Annotated in this window: 16 protein-coding genes; 13 read left to right on the top strand and 3 right to left on the bottom strand. The window is 65.8% G+C overall.

What is annotated here, in order from left to right; translation table 11 throughout:
- Nucleotides 1-10: 10 nt before the first annotated feature.
- From FHY06_RS13600 to FHY06_RS13590, 3 genes are read right to left on the bottom strand one after another with little or no spacing between them, the layout of a single operon-like run.
- Nucleotides 11-1,252, bottom strand: a complete 1,242-nt coding sequence (locus tag FHY06_RS13600) for a xanthine dehydrogenase family Fe-S subunit (protein WP_184605473.1) — start codon at nucleotides 1,250-1,252, stop codon at nucleotides 11-13.
- A gap of 6 nt (nucleotides 1,253-1,258) precedes the next feature.
- Nucleotides 1,259-2,110: an FAD binding domain-containing protein gene (locus tag FHY06_RS13595; RefSeq protein WP_184605472.1), complete on the bottom strand. Its 852-nt coding sequence runs from the start codon at nucleotides 2,108-2,110 to the stop codon at nucleotides 1,259-1,261.
- Entirely contained in the window at nucleotides 2,107-4,488 is a 2,382-nt protein-coding gene (locus FHY06_RS13590) for a xanthine dehydrogenase family protein molybdopterin-binding subunit (protein WP_184605471.1), read from the bottom strand. Before FHY06_RS13590 ends, FHY06_RS13595 begins: the two co-directional genes overlap by 4 nt.
- A gap of 502 nt (nucleotides 4,489-4,990) precedes the next feature.
- On the opposite strand from FHY06_RS13590, the gene FHY06_RS13585 reads away from it, so the two are divergent.
- From FHY06_RS13585 to FHY06_RS13525, 13 genes are all read left to right on the top strand, one after another.
- Nucleotides 4,991-5,308, top strand: coding sequence for a non-heme iron oxygenase ferredoxin subunit (locus tag FHY06_RS13585; RefSeq protein ID WP_184605470.1), 318 nt, complete (start codon nucleotides 4,991-4,993; stop codon nucleotides 5,306-5,308).
- Complete coding sequence (locus FHY06_RS13580; RefSeq protein WP_184605469.1) at nucleotides 5,305-6,558, top strand: NAD(P)/FAD-dependent oxidoreductase; 1,254 nt, start codon at nucleotides 5,305-5,307, stop codon at nucleotides 6,556-6,558. Before FHY06_RS13585 ends, FHY06_RS13580 begins: the two co-directional genes overlap by 4 nt.
- A 27-nt stretch (nucleotides 6,559-6,585) precedes the next feature.
- The gene (locus tag FHY06_RS13575; RefSeq protein ID WP_184605468.1) at nucleotides 6,586-7,896 is read left to right on the top strand and encodes an aromatic ring-hydroxylating oxygenase subunit alpha; all 1,311 of its coding nucleotides are present in this window, start codon (nucleotides 6,586-6,588) and stop codon (nucleotides 7,894-7,896) included.
- Nucleotides 7,893-8,408, top strand: coding sequence for an aromatic-ring-hydroxylating dioxygenase subunit beta (locus FHY06_RS13570; RefSeq protein ID WP_184605467.1), 516 nt, complete (start codon nucleotides 7,893-7,895; stop codon nucleotides 8,406-8,408). Before FHY06_RS13575 ends, FHY06_RS13570 begins: the two co-directional genes overlap by 4 nt.
- Nucleotides 8,409-8,425: 17 nt before the next feature.
- Nucleotides 8,426-9,421 (top strand): amidohydrolase family protein, encoded by a 996-nt coding sequence (locus tag FHY06_RS13565; protein ID WP_184605466.1) that lies wholly within the window; start codon nucleotides 8,426-8,428, stop codon nucleotides 9,419-9,421.
- Between the two features lie 23 nt (nucleotides 9,422-9,444).
- Nucleotides 9,445-10,488, top strand: coding sequence for a 2,5-dihydroxypyridine 5,6-dioxygenase NicX family protein (locus tag FHY06_RS13560; protein WP_184605465.1), 1,044 nt, complete (start codon nucleotides 9,445-9,447; stop codon nucleotides 10,486-10,488).
- Nucleotides 10,485-11,129, top strand: a complete 645-nt coding sequence (locus tag FHY06_RS13555) for an isochorismatase family protein (RefSeq protein ID WP_184605464.1) — start codon at nucleotides 10,485-10,487, stop codon at nucleotides 11,127-11,129. The genes FHY06_RS13560 and FHY06_RS13555 overlap by 4 nt, the downstream gene beginning before the upstream one ends.
- Before the next feature lie 86 nt (nucleotides 11,130-11,215).
- Entirely contained in the window at nucleotides 11,216-12,394 is a 1,179-nt protein-coding gene (locus FHY06_RS13550) for an ABC transporter substrate-binding protein (protein WP_184605463.1), read from the top strand.
- Nucleotides 12,395-12,408: 14 nt separating this feature from the next.
- On the top strand, nucleotides 12,409-13,278 hold the full coding sequence (locus FHY06_RS13545; RefSeq protein ID WP_184605462.1) for a branched-chain amino acid ABC transporter permease: 870 nt from the start codon (nucleotides 12,409-12,411) through the stop codon (nucleotides 13,276-13,278).
- Nucleotides 13,275-14,288 carry a branched-chain amino acid ABC transporter permease gene (locus FHY06_RS13540; RefSeq protein WP_184605461.1) on the top strand — a complete coding sequence of 338 codons (1,014 nt, stop codon included), beginning with the start codon at nucleotides 13,275-13,277 and terminating at the stop codon, nucleotides 14,286-14,288. The genes FHY06_RS13545 and FHY06_RS13540 overlap by 4 nt, the downstream gene beginning before the upstream one ends.
- Complete coding sequence (locus FHY06_RS13535) at nucleotides 14,285-15,049, top strand: ABC transporter ATP-binding protein (RefSeq protein WP_184605460.1); 765 nt, start codon at nucleotides 14,285-14,287, stop codon at nucleotides 15,047-15,049. The genes FHY06_RS13540 and FHY06_RS13535 overlap by 4 nt, the downstream gene beginning before the upstream one ends.
- On the top strand, nucleotides 15,030-15,752 hold the full coding sequence (locus FHY06_RS13530; protein WP_184605459.1) for an ABC transporter ATP-binding protein: 723 nt from the start codon (nucleotides 15,030-15,032) through the stop codon (nucleotides 15,750-15,752). Before FHY06_RS13535 ends, FHY06_RS13530 begins: the two co-directional genes overlap by 20 nt.
- A 79-nt stretch (nucleotides 15,753-15,831) precedes the next feature.
- A complete protein-coding gene (locus FHY06_RS13525) occupies nucleotides 15,832-16,704 on the top strand; it encodes a LysR substrate-binding domain-containing protein (RefSeq protein WP_184605458.1) in 873 nt (290 codons plus the stop codon).

Genomic DNA, 16,704 nt, shown 5'->3' with positions numbered 1-16,704 from the left:
GTGGCCTGTCTCAAGGCCGCGGCGGTCTTCCCAACCAGCCGCGGATGCGGTTCCAGAGCACGCTCCACATCATCGCGGCCATGGAGACAGTGGGCTGCGGCTCACCGGCCGACACCGCCTGCCCGCCCAGCCTGCGGGTGATCTGCTTGCCGAAGTCCGCCACCATGCGGCGCACGAAATCCTTCACTAGGCCGGAGCGGGAGAATTGCGCGAGCGGGCCCTGCAGTGCGTAGATCATGTCTATGTGCACCCGGGTGTTGTCGGTCGACAGCGCCTCCAGCCGATAGCTGATGTCGCCCTGGGTGCGCGATTTGCTCAGGCTGTCCTGCCCGGCCCCCCGGAGGACGGCGCGCTTGGCCGCGTCGTCGCGCTCCAGCCGCGCCGCGCCGGCGAAGGCCGCCGACATCGGGCCGAACTTGATGGCGATGGTGCCCTTGACTCTTTCGCCCTCGTGCGAGTCGATGGTCGCGCCCGGCAGGCACGAAGCCACCGCAGGCAGGTCACCCATGAATTCCCACACCCGATCAAGCGGATAAGGCACGTCGAAATGGACTTCGATCGCGTTGCCCTTCGCCTTGGCCTTGGCCATCGGGACCGGATCGACTTCCGCCATGTCCGCCGCAGCGGACGGTTCGGAGGCGGCCGGCTTCCCGGTCGATGAAGTGGATGTCGAAGTGGATGACGGGGTGGCCGATCCGGCCTGCGCCGCCGCGGCGACACGCTTCATCGTGACCGAGCGCGGCGCGCTCAATCGTTGCCGCAGTTGCTCGAACTGCGCGTCGGGGCTGATGCGCTGTTGCTGAAGGACGTCCAGGATGGCGTCCACGATGCCCTGGTACCCGGTGCAACGGCACAGGTTCCCGGACAGCTCGAGACGCACGCACGCTTCATCAGCTTCGGGCAGGCGAAGCACGATGTCGCGCGCGGTGGTGAGCATCCCCGGCGTGCAGAAGCCGCACTGCAGTGCGTGGTGGCGCGTGAATGCCTGCCGCAGCCGCTGCATCACCGCGTCGTCTTCGTAGCCTTCGATGGTGGTGACCTCGCGGCCTTCGCAAGCCACGGCGAACGTGATGCACGAGCGCGTGGGCTGGCCGTCGACGAGCACCGTGCAGGCGCCGCAGACGCCATGTTCGCAGCCGAGATGCGTTCCTGTCAGGTGCAGTTCGTCGCGCAGGAAGTCGCCAAGATGCATCCTCGGCTCGGTCTGCCGGCTGAAGCTGCGGCCGTTCACTTGAATGGAAATCGGGTCCAAGTCTTTTTACTCCGCTTGTCTGGTGTCGGCAAAGATGCCGGACTGATCGAGTGCGCGCTCCAGGCTGGCCGTGAAGAGCTTGCGGTCGATGGCGTCGCGTTCGGGGAGTGCGGTTTGCACGGCTGCTCGCAGTGCCTCGCGCCCCGCCGCGCCCGTGCCCTTGAGCGCGATCTCGGCCGCCAGCGAATGCAGCAGCAGGGGAGGGCCGTCAGCGGCTCCCAAGACGATTCGCGCTCGCTTGCGTGAGGCATCGAAATAGACCGCCGCACTGGCCTCTGCAAATTCGCCCGGCTTGCGGCAGACCTTGTGATAGCCCCAACGCGTCGTGTGAGTCTGCGAAGGCACCGCGACGGAGACGATGAGTTCATCGGACTCGAGCACGGTCGTGTAGGCGCCGAGCATGAACGCGTCGGCCTCGACCGTGCGTTCGCCTCGCGGCGACCTGACCGTCACGCGTGCGCCGAGTGCCGCGAAGGTTACGACCCAGTCGGCCGCGGGATCGGCATGCGCCAGGCTGCCGCCGACGGTACCTCGGGTGCGGATCGCGCGATAGGCGATTCCGCGAGCAACCTGGCGCATGGGGTGTTCCGCCAGCGGCGCATGCACGCCGTCCTCTATCTCGGCGTGGGTGACGGCAGCGCCGATCTCGATCCAGTCGGCCTTGCGGCTCACCGTCCGAAGGTCGGGAATGTGTGCGACGTCGACCACCTGTGCAGGCCGCGCCAGCCTCAGGTTGAGCATCGGTCCGAGCGACTGGCTGCCGCTCATTGCCTTTGTGGCGCCTGCGCCGGCGGCCAGCGCTGCGATCGCCTCATCCACTTCGAGGACGCGCGCGTATGCGAATTTCGGCGCTTTCATCGAGCGTGCTCCTGTTGGCTCTTCGCGCCTTCCAGCGCCGTGAGCAGGCGGCGTGGCGTCAACGGCGTCATCAGCACTTCGGCGGCGCCCGTGCCGCGCAGGGCGTCGTTCACGGCATTGAAGATCACTGCCGGCGGTGCGATCGCGCCGCCTTCGCCCACGCCCTTGGCACCGAATTCGGTGTGCGGCGAAGGCGTCTCGAAGTGTTCTATGCGGATGCGCGGCACTTCCGTGGCGCCGGGCAGGATGTAGTCCGCCAGGGTGGAAGCCAGCGGCTGGCCCTGTTCGTCGTACGGGCTCTCCTCGTACATCGCGGTGCCGATGCCCTGTGCGATGCCGCCGATGGTCTGCCCTTCCACAATCATCGGATTGACCATGGTTCCGCAGTCTTCGACGACGACGTAGTCGAGGATCTCGACTTCGCCGGTCTCGGTATCGACGGCCACCACCACCGCATGTGTCGCATACGTGAAGGTGCCGGTATCGACGTTGGGCTTGTACGCACGAGACACCTCCAGGCCACCGAGATGAACGTCGGCAGGCAGGTCCTGCGGCGTGAGGTACCAAGCGCCTCCGACTTCCGACAGGGGGATCGACTTGTCGCCGGCCACGGCGCGTCCTTCGATCAATGCGACGGTTGGCGCATCCACGCCCATGAGGTAGCCCGCGATCGACTGGATGCGAGGCAGGAGCTCCTTGCACGCGACCGAGATGGCCCCTCCGGACATGACCGTGGCGCGCGAGGCGTAGGTGCCTGAGGAGAACGGGGTGAGCGCGGTGTCGCCATGCACCACCCGAATCCTGGCCACCGGGATGCCGAGCACGTCGTTGGCGATCTGCGCGAAGCTGGTCTCCATGCCCTGGCCGTGCGAGTGCACGCCGACACGCACTTCGAGTCCACCGTCGGCGGTCATCCTGACCACTGCCTGGTCGAAGCCGGGCACCACCGGCAGGCCCCAGTTGGCGAACACCGTCGTGCCGTGGGCGGACTGCTCGGTATAGGTGGCCGTGCCGAAGCCGATGAGGCGGCCGTCCGGCTCGCCGCGTGCCTGCCGCTCGCGTACCGCGTCCAGTCCGATCATCTCCACGGCGCGCCGCAGGCTTGCGGGGAAGTCGCCGCTGTCGAAGTGTTTGTTGGCCACGTTGACATAGGGCATGGCGGCGGCTGGTACGAGATTCTGCATTCGCACTTCCCAGGGCTCGCGCCCCACTGTACGCGCCACTGCATCCATGAGCAGCTCGATCGCGAAGCAGACGCCGGTGCGCGCGACGCCGCGATAGGCCATGAACCCGGGCTTGTTGGTTGCGACGCAGAGGGTCTCGCACCGATAGCCTCGAAAGCTGTAGGGGCCGGGCAGGTTGCCGATCGCCTGCCCGGGCTCCAGGCCGACGAAGAAGGGATAGTAGGAATAGGCGCCGCCGTCGATGGTGATGATGGCATCCAGCGCCAGCAGCTTTCCGGTGCGGTCCGCATAGGCGGTGAGCCGATAGTGATGCTGCCGCGTATTGGCACCGACGATCAGGTGCTCGCGCCGGTCCTCGAGGTAACGGAACGGCGTGCGGTACGTCTTGGCGAGCCAGGCAACGCACAGGTCTTCAGGGTAGAGCTGCCCCTTGTAGCCGAAGGCGCCGCCGACGTCTGGCGACACGACGCGCACGGCTTCCTCGTTCATCGAGAGGTGCTGGGCGATTCCCACGCGCAGCAGATGCGGAACCTGCGTCGCACTGACGACCACGAGTTGATCGGTCTGGAAGTCCCAGTAGGCGAGCACCGACTTGCCCTCCAGCGGCACGATGCACTGGCGCGACAGCTCGACCGTGCGGCTGACCTTCACCTCGGCCTTCGCGGCAAGCTCCTCGAAGTCGCGGTTGGCGCGCAGCGTGAGAAACACGTTGTCCTTCCAATCGGGATGCATGAACTCTCCCGTGGCTGCGAGAGCGGATTCGGCGCTGTGATAGACGGGCAGCTCTTCATATGAGACCTGCACTTCCTCCAACAGGTCTTCCGCCATGGCGCGCGTCGGCGCAACCGCCATCGCGATGGCCTCGCCGACGTGACGGACCTTGCCGGAGGCCAGTGGCGGCAATGCCGAGTACTGGTAGGTGGGCAGCGAGGACGGCGAGCCGATGTCTGCCGCGTCGGGCATCATCTCCCGCAGGAACACCTTCCCGGCCAGCGCCTCGGGAATCTCGACGCCTGTGACGACGGCATGGGCCAGCGAGCTGCGCAGGAACGCGACCTCCTGGAGCCCCGGCAGCACGAAGTCGCCCACGAAGTTGCCCTTGCCGACCAGATGGCGCGCGTCTTCCTTGCGAGGCACCCGGGCGCCGATGCCTTCGCGCTTCAACAGCCGTGCAGGAATGTCTGCTTGGTCCATGCGTTTCCTTCTCCTTCCGATTTCCATGTGCCGGGCTGCACCGGATGTGCAGCATCGAACACGCGAGATACGAACCGGCCGAATCGATCAAGCCCATCCATCACGGCCACGCTCCCCTGCGAAGGGACGGCCTCGAAGCTTCTTCGCAGGCGGTTCGGCGCGTGGATCGAGACGCCGGCTCGCATGCGCGGCACCTCCGTCCAAAGTGTGATCCGGTCAACAGGCATTGCCGAGTAAGTCAGTTAACTTGCATAAGTGTAAGAGCCATTTGATTGCGTGGAAAGATGTTTCGCTGAAGCCCGGCATAGGGAGCGCAAGTTCTCACGAACATGGTGCATTTCTCCAATGAAAATGCGCCATATCGAGGCGAATTGGCAGATTTCCAAAGTCCATCTTGGGGCATCGGAATTCCGTAGAAACCCGAACAAAAAACACGAGACAAATCGATATTTATGTCAGTACACTGACTACTTTCGATGCTCAAGATCGACAGGATGGAATCATGGAATGGATCAAGGTCGCTTCAGCGCAAGAGCTGAGTAACGACGAAGCGAAGACCGTCAATGTCGCGGGCCAAGGTGTCGCGCTCTTTCGTATCGACGGCGAGTTCTTTGCCACGGACAGCATGTGCACGCATGCCACTGCGCTGCTCTCGGAAGGCTATGTGGAGGACGGCTGCGTGGAATGCCCGCTGCACCAGGGCCGCTTCGACATTCGTACGGGCAAGGCGATGTGCACGCCGGTTACCGTGGATCTGCGCACCCATCCCGTCAAGCGGGAAGGCGACGACATCTATGTGTTGTCGCCCGAAGCCAAATGACGTCGCCCGGCGTTCTCATCATCGGCGCGGGCCAGGCGGCCGCAGTTGCGGCACGTGCGCTGCGCGAACTGGGCTTTCGCGGCGGCATCACGATGGTGGGGCGGGAGCGCCACAAGCCGTATGAGCGGCCGCCGTTGTCGAAGGCCGTTCTGGTGGCAGCGCAAGAGCCCTGTCTCGACGTTCTGGCGCAGGAGGTCTGGGCACTCGGCGACATCGACTTGCTGAGAGGCAGCGATGCGGTCGGCCTGGATGTCTCGAAGCGGCAGGTCCGCCTTGCCGCTGGCCAGATGCTCGCCTACGACACGTGCCTTCTTGCCACGGGTGGGGAGGCGAACACGCTGACATCGGCTCCAGCTGGCCATCCGCACGTGCACTACGTGCGCACGCTGGACGATGCGCGCAGGCTGCGCGCCGCCCTTCATGGCAAACCGCGAGTCGCCATTCTGGGTGGCGGCTTCCTCGGCCTCGAGATCGCTCACGCTGCGATGTCGATAGGCGCGGCGGTGACAGTGCTCGAGCGCGCGACATCCTTGCTCGATCGCTTCCTGCCGCCAGAGGCGTCGACGTGGCTCGAATCCGGGCTGCGCGAGGCCGGTGTACGGCTGCTGCTCGGGACCTTTCTCGGCGGCATCTATTCGATGCCTGGCGGTCGCATGCGGCTGGTCACCGATGCGGGCGATCTGGAGGTGGATGAAGTCGTCGTCGCCGTCGGCCTCTCGCCCAATGATTCGCTGGCCCGCGATGCGGGCTTGGCGATTGCGGCGGGCGGCGGCGTCCTGGTCGACGCGCAGTGCCGCACCAGCGACGAGCGCGTCTTCGCATGCGGCGACTGCACCAGCCAGCAGCGCCCCGGACAGACGGCGCCCGCGCGATTGGAGTCGTGGCAGAACGCCAACGACCAAGCACGCACCGCAGCTGCAGCCATGCTCGGCGTGCCCATTCCCGCGCCAGCGGTTCCCTGGTTCTGGACCGACCAGGGCAAACACAACATCCAGATGCTCGGATTGCCGGCGCCGGGTCTGGACTACCTGCGTCGAGGCGATCCGGCCTCCGGCAAAGCGCTGTGGATCGGCCATCGGGGCGGCGTTCCGCTTCATGGCGTTGCCCTGAATGCGGGCGCCGATCTGCGCGCCATTCGTCCGCTCTTCGAAAAGGGGCTGCCCGTGCCGCTCGACGACTTCCCGCTGAACGCCACCAACCTGCGCGCCTGGGCCAGGCAGATGCAGGCCGGCGCCGCTGCCACCGTTTAACCACCTCTCAGAGCCAAGGAGCTTTCCATGTATCAATCGCAGGCGGTCATCGGCATCACCAATGCCCGAAAGAACCCGCCCCTGGAGCAGTGCGTCTGGCCCGCCGACGCGCTCAACAACATCCCCGATTGGGTGTACACCAGCCAAGCCATCTATGACCAGGAGATCGAGCGCATCTTCCGTGGGGACACCTGGAACTTTGTCGCCCTGGAAGCCGAAATTCCGAACCCTGGCGACTACAAACGCGGCTATGTAGGTGCCACCGCGGTAGTGATTGTTCGCGCGGAAGACAACACGATCTCCGTCTTCGAGAACCGCTGCGCCCACCGCGGTGCCGAATTCTGCCGCTCCAGCCACGGCAACGCCAAGGAGTTCGTCTGCCCCTACCACCAGTGGTCGTACGACCTCAAGGGCAATTTGCAGGGCGTTCCGTTCAAGCGCGGAATCAACAAGATCGGCGGCATGCCGCCGGACTTCAAGAACGCGGAGCACGGTACCCGCCAGCTGCGCGTGGCGACGCGCAACGGCGTGGTGTTCGCCACCTACTCCGACAACACTCCGCCGTTGGAAGAGTACATGACCAAGGAGATCGTCGAGGAGTTCGACGTTCCCTTCTCGGGCAAGAAACTCAGGATCCTGGGCTACTGCCGCAACGAGCTTCCGTGCAACTGGAAGATGTACCACGAGAACCTCAAGGATCCGTACCACGCAACGCTGCTGCACTCGTTCCTTGTGGTGTTCGGCCTTCTCGTGCCGGGCATCAAGTCGATCGTCTTCGCGGACAAGGAACATGGCCGCCACGGCTACATGGCGTCGTCCAAGCCCGACCAGGTCTATGCCACCGTCGCCGCCGACGACAAGGCGGAGATGCGGTCGTTCAGCGACAACCTCCGGCTGCGCGACGAGCGGTTCCTGGACTATGTGCGCGAGTTCGACTCCCCCTGGTCCGCCAACATGATGACCATGTGGCCGAACCTGATCGTGCAGCGCCAGATGAACACGATGGGTGTGCGCCAGATCATCCCGAATGGCCCGAACAGCATGGTGATGCAGTGGACCATGTTCGGTTATGAGGACGACACGCCGGAAATGACGCGGCACCGCCTGCGCCAGGGCAACCTGATGGGGCCGTCGGGCTTCCTCGGCCTCGAGGACAACGAGGCGCTGAAGTTCGTGCAGGAGGGCATCCGCAATTCGTCCACGGACAACAACGTCGTCAAGCTTGATGCCGGCCATCAGGGCACGGCACGCAACCTGATCTCGGAGTCGTGCATCCGGTCGCTCTACGAGTACTACCGGGCCGTCATGGGCATCCGTGTCGCGGAGAACGCAGCATGAGGGAGCAACTCGCCTACGCCAGCTCTGTGGTGTTGCCCCTTCGCGCGGCCGAACTGCGCGCCGAGATCGACTCCTTTCATGTCGAGTACTGCGCCGCGCTCGATGCCAATGACGTCGAGCGTTGGCCCGAGTTCTTCAGCAAGGAAGCGACGTACCGGATCACCTCGCGCCAGAACGCGCTGCTGAACATGCCGGTGGGGCTCGTGTACTGCGAGGGCCTGGACATGATCACCGACCGCGCGCTCGCCGTGGCGCACTCGCAGATGTTCGCGCCCCGGCACATGCTGCATGTCCTGGGCATCACGCGGGTGCTGCGGGAGACGGGCGACACGGTCAGCTCGCAGACCCCCTTCATCCTGATGCAGACCCTCGTCGAGGGGCCTTCCACCGTGCATCTCGCGGGCATCTACCACGACCGTTTCGTGCGCGAAGGCGCAAGGCTGCTCATCGCCAGCCGCGAAGTGGTGCACGACACCGAGATTCTTGACACAGCCCTGGCCTACCCGGTCTGAACCCGATGAGGACAATGATGAATCGAACTCCCAAGATCGCGCTCGAAGAGCACTTCTCCGCCCCCGGCTTCGATGCGTACTCCGCCAAGTACACGCGCGCGCTGCCGGTCGACTTCGTGGCCCGGCTCGACGCCAGGCTGAGCGACTTCGACGACCGGCGCCTCGCCGAGATGGATGCCGGCAACATCGAATACGCCGTGCTGTCGCAGACGATGCCCGGCGTACAGGCCGAGGTGGATAGAACCACCGCCGTGCGGCGCGCACGCGAGAACAACGAGTTCCTCGCCGAGCGCGTGGCGCGCCATCCACAGCGCTTCGGCGCCTTTGCCCACGTTGCGCTGCAGGATCCGACCGAGGCGGCGCGAGAGCTGGAGCGCACGGTCGTCGAGCACAGCTTCAAGGGGGCCATGATCAATGGCCACACCCTGGGGCGCTATTACGAGGGCAGCGAATTCGACGTGTTCTGGGAGCGCGCGCAGGCGCTCGGCGTGCCCATCTACCTGCACCCCAACGCGTTCAGCCAGCCACCTGCGCTGCTCGAAGGCATGCCGGTGCTCCAGGGAGCTGCCTGGGGATGGGGCGTGGAAACGGCAGGGCACGCCTTGCGCCTGCTGTTCGGCGGGGTGTTCGACCGCTTCCCGCGACTGACCTTGCTGCTGGGCCACATGGGCGAGGCCCTGCCGTATCAACGCTGGCGCATCGACAGCCGCTTCGCCGCGTATCCCTCGGGCATCAAGCTGGCCCGCAAGCCCAGCGAGTACATCGGCAGCAACATCCTGATCACGACGTCCGGGGTGTGCTCCGCGCCGGCACTGCTGGGCGCCATCGGCGAGCTCGGCGCCCATGCCGTGCTCTTCTCCGTGGATTACCCCTACGAGTCCACCGCCGAGGCCTGCGCCTTCATCGAGCAGGCGCCGCTCGACGCGCGCACCCGCGAGCTGGTGTGCCACGGCAATGCGCGCCGGCTCTTCAAGCTCGGCAGCCCGCAGGACCTTGCGCTCCTGCAGATCTGAACTTTTCAAACAAAGGACGAAACATGCCAGTCAGCGATTACCAGATGGTCAAGGCCTGGAACGAGGTTCTGAAGCTCAGCAAGGTGGAGCCGGGCCAGAAGGTCTCGATCCTGTGCGGCCCCCACACCCATCCGCAGACGCTTCAGACCGCGACGATTGCAGCCCAGGCCGCGGGCGCGGTCGTCACCAGAATCGAGCTGCAGCCCATCAACGCCGAGAAGGCCCCCAGCCGGGACCTGATGAACTACCTGGGCGAGACGCCGCTCACCAACAATCCGGTTGCGCTCGCGGCGATGAAGAACAGCGACATCGTGCTGGACCTGATGCTGCTGCTGTTCTCTCCCGAGCAGATGGAGATCCTCGAGTCGGGGACGAAGATCCTCCTGGCCGTCGAGCCGCCTGAGGTGCTGGTGCGGGCGGTGCCCACCGAGGCCGATCGCGAGCGCGTGCTTGCCGCATCGAAGCTGCTCAAGGCCGCCAGGAAGATGCACGTGACCTCGCCGGCCGGCACGGACGTGACTTTCAAGCTCGGCGACTACCCGACCATCTCCGAGTACGGCTTCTGCGAGGAGCCCGGGCGCTGGGACCATTGGCCCAGCGGCTTCCTCTTCACCTTCGCCAATGAAGGCGGCAGCGACGGCACCATCGTGATCGACCGCGGCGACATCCTGCTGCCGCAGAAGAACTATGTCTCGGACAAGATCACCATGCATCTGCGCGAAGGCTTCGTGCGCAGCATCGAGGGTGACATCGACGCCGCCTTGCTGCGCGAGTTCATGGAGGCCTACAAGGACCCCGAGGCCTACGCCATCGCGCACATCGGCTGGGGGATGCAGCCGCGCTGCTATTGGCACACGCTGTCGCTGGTGGACCGCGAAGCCACGTCCGGGCAGGACGCGCGTGCGTTCGAAGGCAACTTCCTGTTCTCGCTGGGCCCCAACAACGAGGCCGGAGGGCCTCGCACCACGCCCTGCCACCTGGACATTCCCTTGCGCAACTGCACGGTGGAGCTCGACGACGTCGTCGTGGTTCGCGACGGCAAGGTCATCGACGAGGCCTTCCGATGAGCGCCGATCCGGAGATCTACCAGAAGCAGGGCTTCGGCAATGCCGTCGCGCCGAAGGCGCCGTACGGCCTGCTGATCATCGACTTCGTCAACGGATTCGCCGATCCGCTCACGTTCGGCGGCGGCAACATCGAGCCGGCCATCGAATGCGCTCGCGGCCTGCTGGCCGCCGCGCGCGAGCGCGGATGGCCCATCGTCCACACGCGGGTCGTGTACCAGGACGACGGCGCTGACGCCAACATCTTCGCGCTCAAGGTGCCGCCCATCCTCGCCCTGCGCGAGGACGCGCCGCAAAGCCAGATCGTCGCGCAACTGCAGCCGCGCAGCGGCGAGCTGGTGCTGCGCAAGATCCATCCGTCGGCCTTCTTTGGCACCTCGCTGGCGTCTTGGTTGTCGGAACGCGGCGTGCAGACCTTGCTGATCGCGGGATGCACCACCAGTGGGTGTGTCCGTGCCAGCGTGGTCGATGCCATGTGCCACGGCTTTCGCCCCCTGGTCGTCACGGACTGCGTGGGCGACCGGTCGCTGCAGGCGCACGAGGCCAACCTCTTCGACATGGACCAGAAGTACGCGACCCTGATGCCCCGCGACGCCGCACTGCAGGCGACCGAAGCAGCGCAGCCGCGCGGCGTCCCGGCCTGAAGCCTGGCCGCGCCCCACGATTCCCGACCCACCTCTCGTCAAAACCCGGGCGCATGCCCTGCCAGCGACCCTACCTGGAGAAGAAGATGACCCTCAAACTCATTGCCGCGATGGCGGTCTCACTCGCGACGCTCGCCTTCCAAAGCCGCGCCGACGTCGTCAAGGTGGGTGTGATCGCACCCATGTCCGGACCGTTCTCCGCGGTGGGGCAGACCTGGGAGGGTGCGACCAAGGCCTATCAGAAGCTTAACGGCACCACTGCGGGCGGACACACGATCGAGGTCATCTACCGCGACCTGCCGGACATCAATCCCGCGCAGGCCAAGGCATTGGCCCAGGAGCTCATCATCAAGGAAGGCGCCCAGTACATCGCCGGCCTGTATTTCACGCCCGATACCTTGGCTGTCGCCGCACTCGCACAGGAGGCGAAGGTGCCCGTCGTGATCTTCAATGCGTCGACCTCGTCGCTTCTCGAGAAGTCTGACTACCTGCTGCGCACCTCGTACACACTGCCGCAGATGGCGGTGCCGGTGGCGAAGTACGCGCTCGAGAAGAACGTGAGGAACGTCGTGTCGCTGGTCAGCGACTTCGGCCCAGGCCTCGACGCCGAGAAGGCCTTCAACACCGCTTTCGTCGCCGGCGGCGGCAAGCTGCTCGAAGCAATCCGTGCGCCGCTGAAGACGACGGACTTCGGCCCCCTGATGCAGCGCGTGAAGGCGCTCAAGCCCGATGCGCTCTACGTCTTCGGTCCGGGGGGGCCGGCCACCTACGCGATGGTCAAGGCCTACAACGAAGCGGGGTTGAGGGCCGCGGGCGTGCGCTTCCTGGGCACGGGCGAGACGGATGAAGACCAACTGCGCGCGATCGGCCCCGAACTGCTGGGAATCGAGACCGGCATGTTCTATTCGGCGACGCACAACTCGCCGCTGAGCAATGCCGCCGTCAAGGCCTTGGCCGAAGTGGCACCCAAGGCCATCCCGACCGTCCAGCTCGCGAATGCGTACGACGGCCTGCATGTGATCTATCACATGGTCAAGGCGACCGATGGCAAGCGCGACGGGCCCAAGGCCATTGCCGCCGCCAAGGGCTTTTCCTGGGAAAGCCCGCGTGGCCCGGTGAAGATCGACCCCGCCTCCCGCGAGTTCGTGCAGAACGTCTACATGCGGGTGGTCGAGAAGGATGCGGCCGGGCGCTTCGTCAATCGCGAGTTCCGCACCTTCGAGATGCAGCCCGACTACGGCCGCATCCAGAACGCAACCAAGTAGGAAGAGGCTGCAGCATGTCCGTTGCGCTTCTCAGCAGCATCCTGGTCGACGGGATCACGTACGCCATGATCCTGTTCATGATCACCGTGGGCCTGTCGATGACCATGGGCCTGATGCGGGTGGTGAATCTGGCCCATGGTGCCTTCGCGATGCTCGGCGGCTTTCTCGCGGCCAGCATTCCGCAGCGCTTGGGCGTGCCCATCGGGCTGGGTTTCATTCTGGCGATCGCCATCGTGGCCCTGGTGGCGGTGCTTTTCGAGCGCATCCTGCTGCGCCGTTTCTACCGGCGCGACGATCTCGACCAGATGCTCGTGACCATCGGCCTGATGTTCGTCGCGACGGCGGCGGTCAACCTGATGTTCGGATCGTCGGTGACATCCGTCGCGCTTCCCGAGGCATTCGGCGGCTCTGTGGACCTGGGGTTTCGCTCCATTCCCCGGCACCGGCTCATCGTCGTCGCCTGCGGGCTCGTGGTCGTCGGCGTCCTGTGGCTGAGCGTGGACCGGTCTTCCTTCGGCATCCGGGTGCGCGCCGCGGTCGACAACGCGCCGATCGCCCGGGCCATCGGCATCGACACGACCAGGATCTATGCGGCCACCTTCGCGATCGGTGCCGCGCTCGCGGCGCTGGGCGGCATCGCCGGTGCAGAGATGCTGCCGATGGAGCCGACCTACGCCTCCAAGTACCTCGTGATCCTCCTGGCCGTCGTCGCCGTGGGAGGCAACGGAAATCTGTTCGGCTCTTTCTTCGCAGCGTTGCTGCTCGGCATCGTGGAGACCTCGATGAAATACATGGTTCCGCAGCTCGCATCGGCTGCCTTTTTCCTGACGATGATCATCGTCTTGCTGGTCCGCCCGCAGGGGCTGTTCGGGAGGCAGGCATGAGCGCGGTGATTCCACCCATGGCAATGGCTGCGCCGGCGCGCTTGCGCCCGTGGAAGCAGTTGCGCGCCGAGATCGTGCTGATGCTCGCGGGGCTGCTGGCTTTCGCGCTGTTCCCGCAGGACCTCGGATTGCTGACCAACATGGCCACGATGTCGATCTTTGCACTGTCGCTGAGCCTCGTGCTCGGACAGGCGGGCATCGCGACCCTGGGCCAGGCCGCGCTGTACGGCACCGGCGCCTATGTCGCGGGCTGGACCGCGCTGTACCTGACGACCGATCCCATCGCCGGGCTACTACTCGGCGGCCTGGGCGGAGGGCTGATCGCGCTGCTGAGCGGTGCCGTCATGCTGCGCTCGACCAAGCTCACGCTGGTGATGCTCACCATCGCCGTGGCGCAGCTGCTGCTCGAGCTCGCCAACTGGGCCAGGTGGCTCACCGGCGGCGACGACGGACTTGCCGGCTTCGAGGTTGCGCCGCTGTTCGGCATCTGGGAGTTCAACTTCATGGGCCACACCGGCTATTTCTACGCGCTCGGCGCGCTGGTGCTGGTTTACTTCCTGGTGCGCAACCTGGTCGAATCGCCCTTCGGCCTGACGGCCAGGGCCATACGGCAGGACCCGGGGCGCGTCCAGGCGCTGGGCGGGCGCGTGTACCTGCACCTGTTGGCCGTCTACACCGTGGGCGGCGTCGTGGCGGGGCTCGCGGGCGCACTGACGGCACAGACCAGCAAGGTGGCCAATCTCTCCATGCTGGACTTCACGACGTCCGCGGGTGTGGTGGTCATGATCGTGCTGGGCGGCACGCGCCGCCTGGCGGGTGCGGTGCTCGGCACCGTCGCGTACATGACCATCCACCACATCGCGTCGACCTTGAACCCGTATCACTGGCTGTTCGTCATCGGGTCGATGTTGATCGTCGTGCTCATCGTTCTGCCGGAAGGCCTGATCGGGCTTCTTGACCGGGCCGTGGCATTCGCCAGGCGGCCGGGCCGCAGCGGGGGAGGCCGATGACCCACCGGTTGCAAACCCAGAATCTCTGCCATTCCTTCGGAGGTCTGGCGGTCACGCAGAACGTCACGCTGTCCCTACCGCAGGGTGCACGCACGGCGCTGATCGGTCCCAACGGGGCCGGCAAGACGACGCTGGTCAACCTGCTGAGTGGAGCGATGCGCCCGCAGTCGGGCGATATCCGGTTGGACGGCTGCTCGATCGTCCAGCTGCCGCAGTACGCACGCGTGCGCAGCGGCATCGTCCGCACGTTCCAGATCAGCCGCCTGTTCAAGGACCTCACCGTGGCGGAGAACGTCAGGGTCGCGGTGCTGCAGCGGCTGCGGGCCTCGATGCAGTGGTGGCCCTCGCAGGCGCGTTCGGCGCGTGTTCGCGACGAGGTTCACGAGACGCTCGGCATGCTGGGCCTGCATCCCTACGCGAACCGGGTGGTAGGACACCTCGCGCTCGGGGAACAGCGGCTTGCGGAGATCGCCCTGGCGCTCGCGATGAAGCCGCAGGTGCTGCTGCTGGACGAGCCCGGCGCGGGTGTGCCGCAAGGAGAAGGCGGCCGCATCATGGACGCCATCGAAAGCCTGCCGAAGGAACTGTCCGTGCTGCTCATCGAGCACGACATGGACCTGGTGTTCCGCTTCGCCTCACACATCATCGTGCTCGTTGCCGGTGCGGTGATGGTCGAGGGCACGCCGCAGGAGGTCGCCGCCAACGAACAAGTCAAGCAAATCTACTTCGGACGAGACGGCCATGCCCAAGCTCCCTATTGAACTCCGGTTCGACGATGTCACGACCGGCTACGGCGGCGTGCCGGTCGTCGAGCATCTCAGCTTCAGCGTGCGCGAAGGCGAGCGTCTGGGCCTCATCGGGCGCAACGGCGCCGGCAAGACCACTACGCTGGCAACCGCGATCGGCCTGGCCGACCTGATGCAGGGTCGTATCCACTTCGGCGGCAACGACATCGGCGGGGCTACCACGTATGCGCGCGCACGGGCAGGGCTCGGCTACGTGCCGCAGAGCCGCGACATCTTTCCTTCGCTGACGGTAGAGGAGAACCTGCTGTCGGGCCTGCAGGGACGCTCGGCCGGCGTGGCCCTGCCGCCGGTCTATGCACTGTTCCCGCGGCTCAAGGAGCGGCGGCGCAACGGTGGCACGCAGCTGTCGGGCGGCGAGCAGCAGATGCTGTCCGTGGCACGGGCACTCGTCGGCCAGCCGCGCATACTGCTGCTCGACGAGCCGCTGGAGGGCCTCGCTCCGATGGTGCGAGAGGAACTGATGGACGCCATCGTCCGGATGAGCGACCAGCTCGGAGTCGGCTGCGTCCTCGTGGAGCAGCACGTCGACGTCGTTCTCGACTTCTCCACGAACGTCATCGTGCTGGAGCGGGGCGTCGCCGCTTATTCCGGCTCCGCGTCGGCCCTGCGCGAAGAAGAGGACCTTCTGAACCGCACCATCGGCATCCAGAAATGCTGAAGCCGATGCGTGCGAGTGCCGAGACAAGCAGTTTGCCTCTTCAGGGAGCGCTGAGTTTGCCGGAAATTTCAATCCTGTCATGCAGAACCTTCGCGCGCTCCTGAGCCCGCTGCGTGCGTTCGATGCGGTGTATCGGGCCAAGGGGGTGTCGCGAGCCGCTCAATTGCTCCACGTCACTCCCGGGGCCGTGAGCCAGCAGATCAAGCTGCTGGAAGCGGGGCTGGGCGTGCAGCTGTTCCAGAGGGCCGGTCGCGAGATCGAACTCACCGCAGTGGGAGAACGACTCGCCACCCGCGTCTGCGACGCCTTCGATCGCCTGCACGACGCGCTGGGCGACCTGGCCGACAGCCAGCGGGAGAAACGGCTCCGCCTCAAGGTGCCTCCGAGCATCGCCATCCGCTGGCTGGTTCCCCGCCTTCACGGCTTCCATGCGCTTCATCCCGACATCGGCCTGGAGATCGCGACGATCGCACTCGCGGATGACGTCCGACTTGAAGGCGCCGACTGCGCAATCCGGCACGGCATGGGCGAGTGGGCCGATGTGGAGCTCGACCACCTGTTCGACGACGAATTCGTCCCGGTCTGCGCACCCGCCCTGGCGGGGCAGTTCCAGGTGCCTGGCGATCTGCTGCGGGCCGAACTGCTGCACTCCATGCTGCGCCCGCAGGCCTGGCCGCTGTGGCTCGGCTCGGCCGGCCTGTCGGATACCCCATGCCTGCCGGGAATCGCGTTGGCGAATGCTGCGTTGTGCTATCAGGCCGCAGCGGATGGCCTGGGCGTGGCAATGGCGCAGCGGGCCTACGTGCAAGATGACCTGCGCACCGGGCGCCTCGTGGTTGCGGTGGACCATGTCGCCAGGACGGAGCTCGGTTACTACCTCGTCTGCGACCCTTTGAAAGCGGCCACGGCACCGGTCCGGCTTTTTCGGGATTGGATCCGCTCGGTGCGCTAG

The sequence above is a fragment of the Variovorax atrisoli genome, from assembly GCF_014195185.1.
Classification (GTDB): Bacteria; Pseudomonadota; Gammaproteobacteria; order Burkholderiales; family Burkholderiaceae_C; genus Variovorax; species Variovorax atrisoli.
This window is presented reverse-complemented; position numbering and strand designations above follow the sequence as displayed.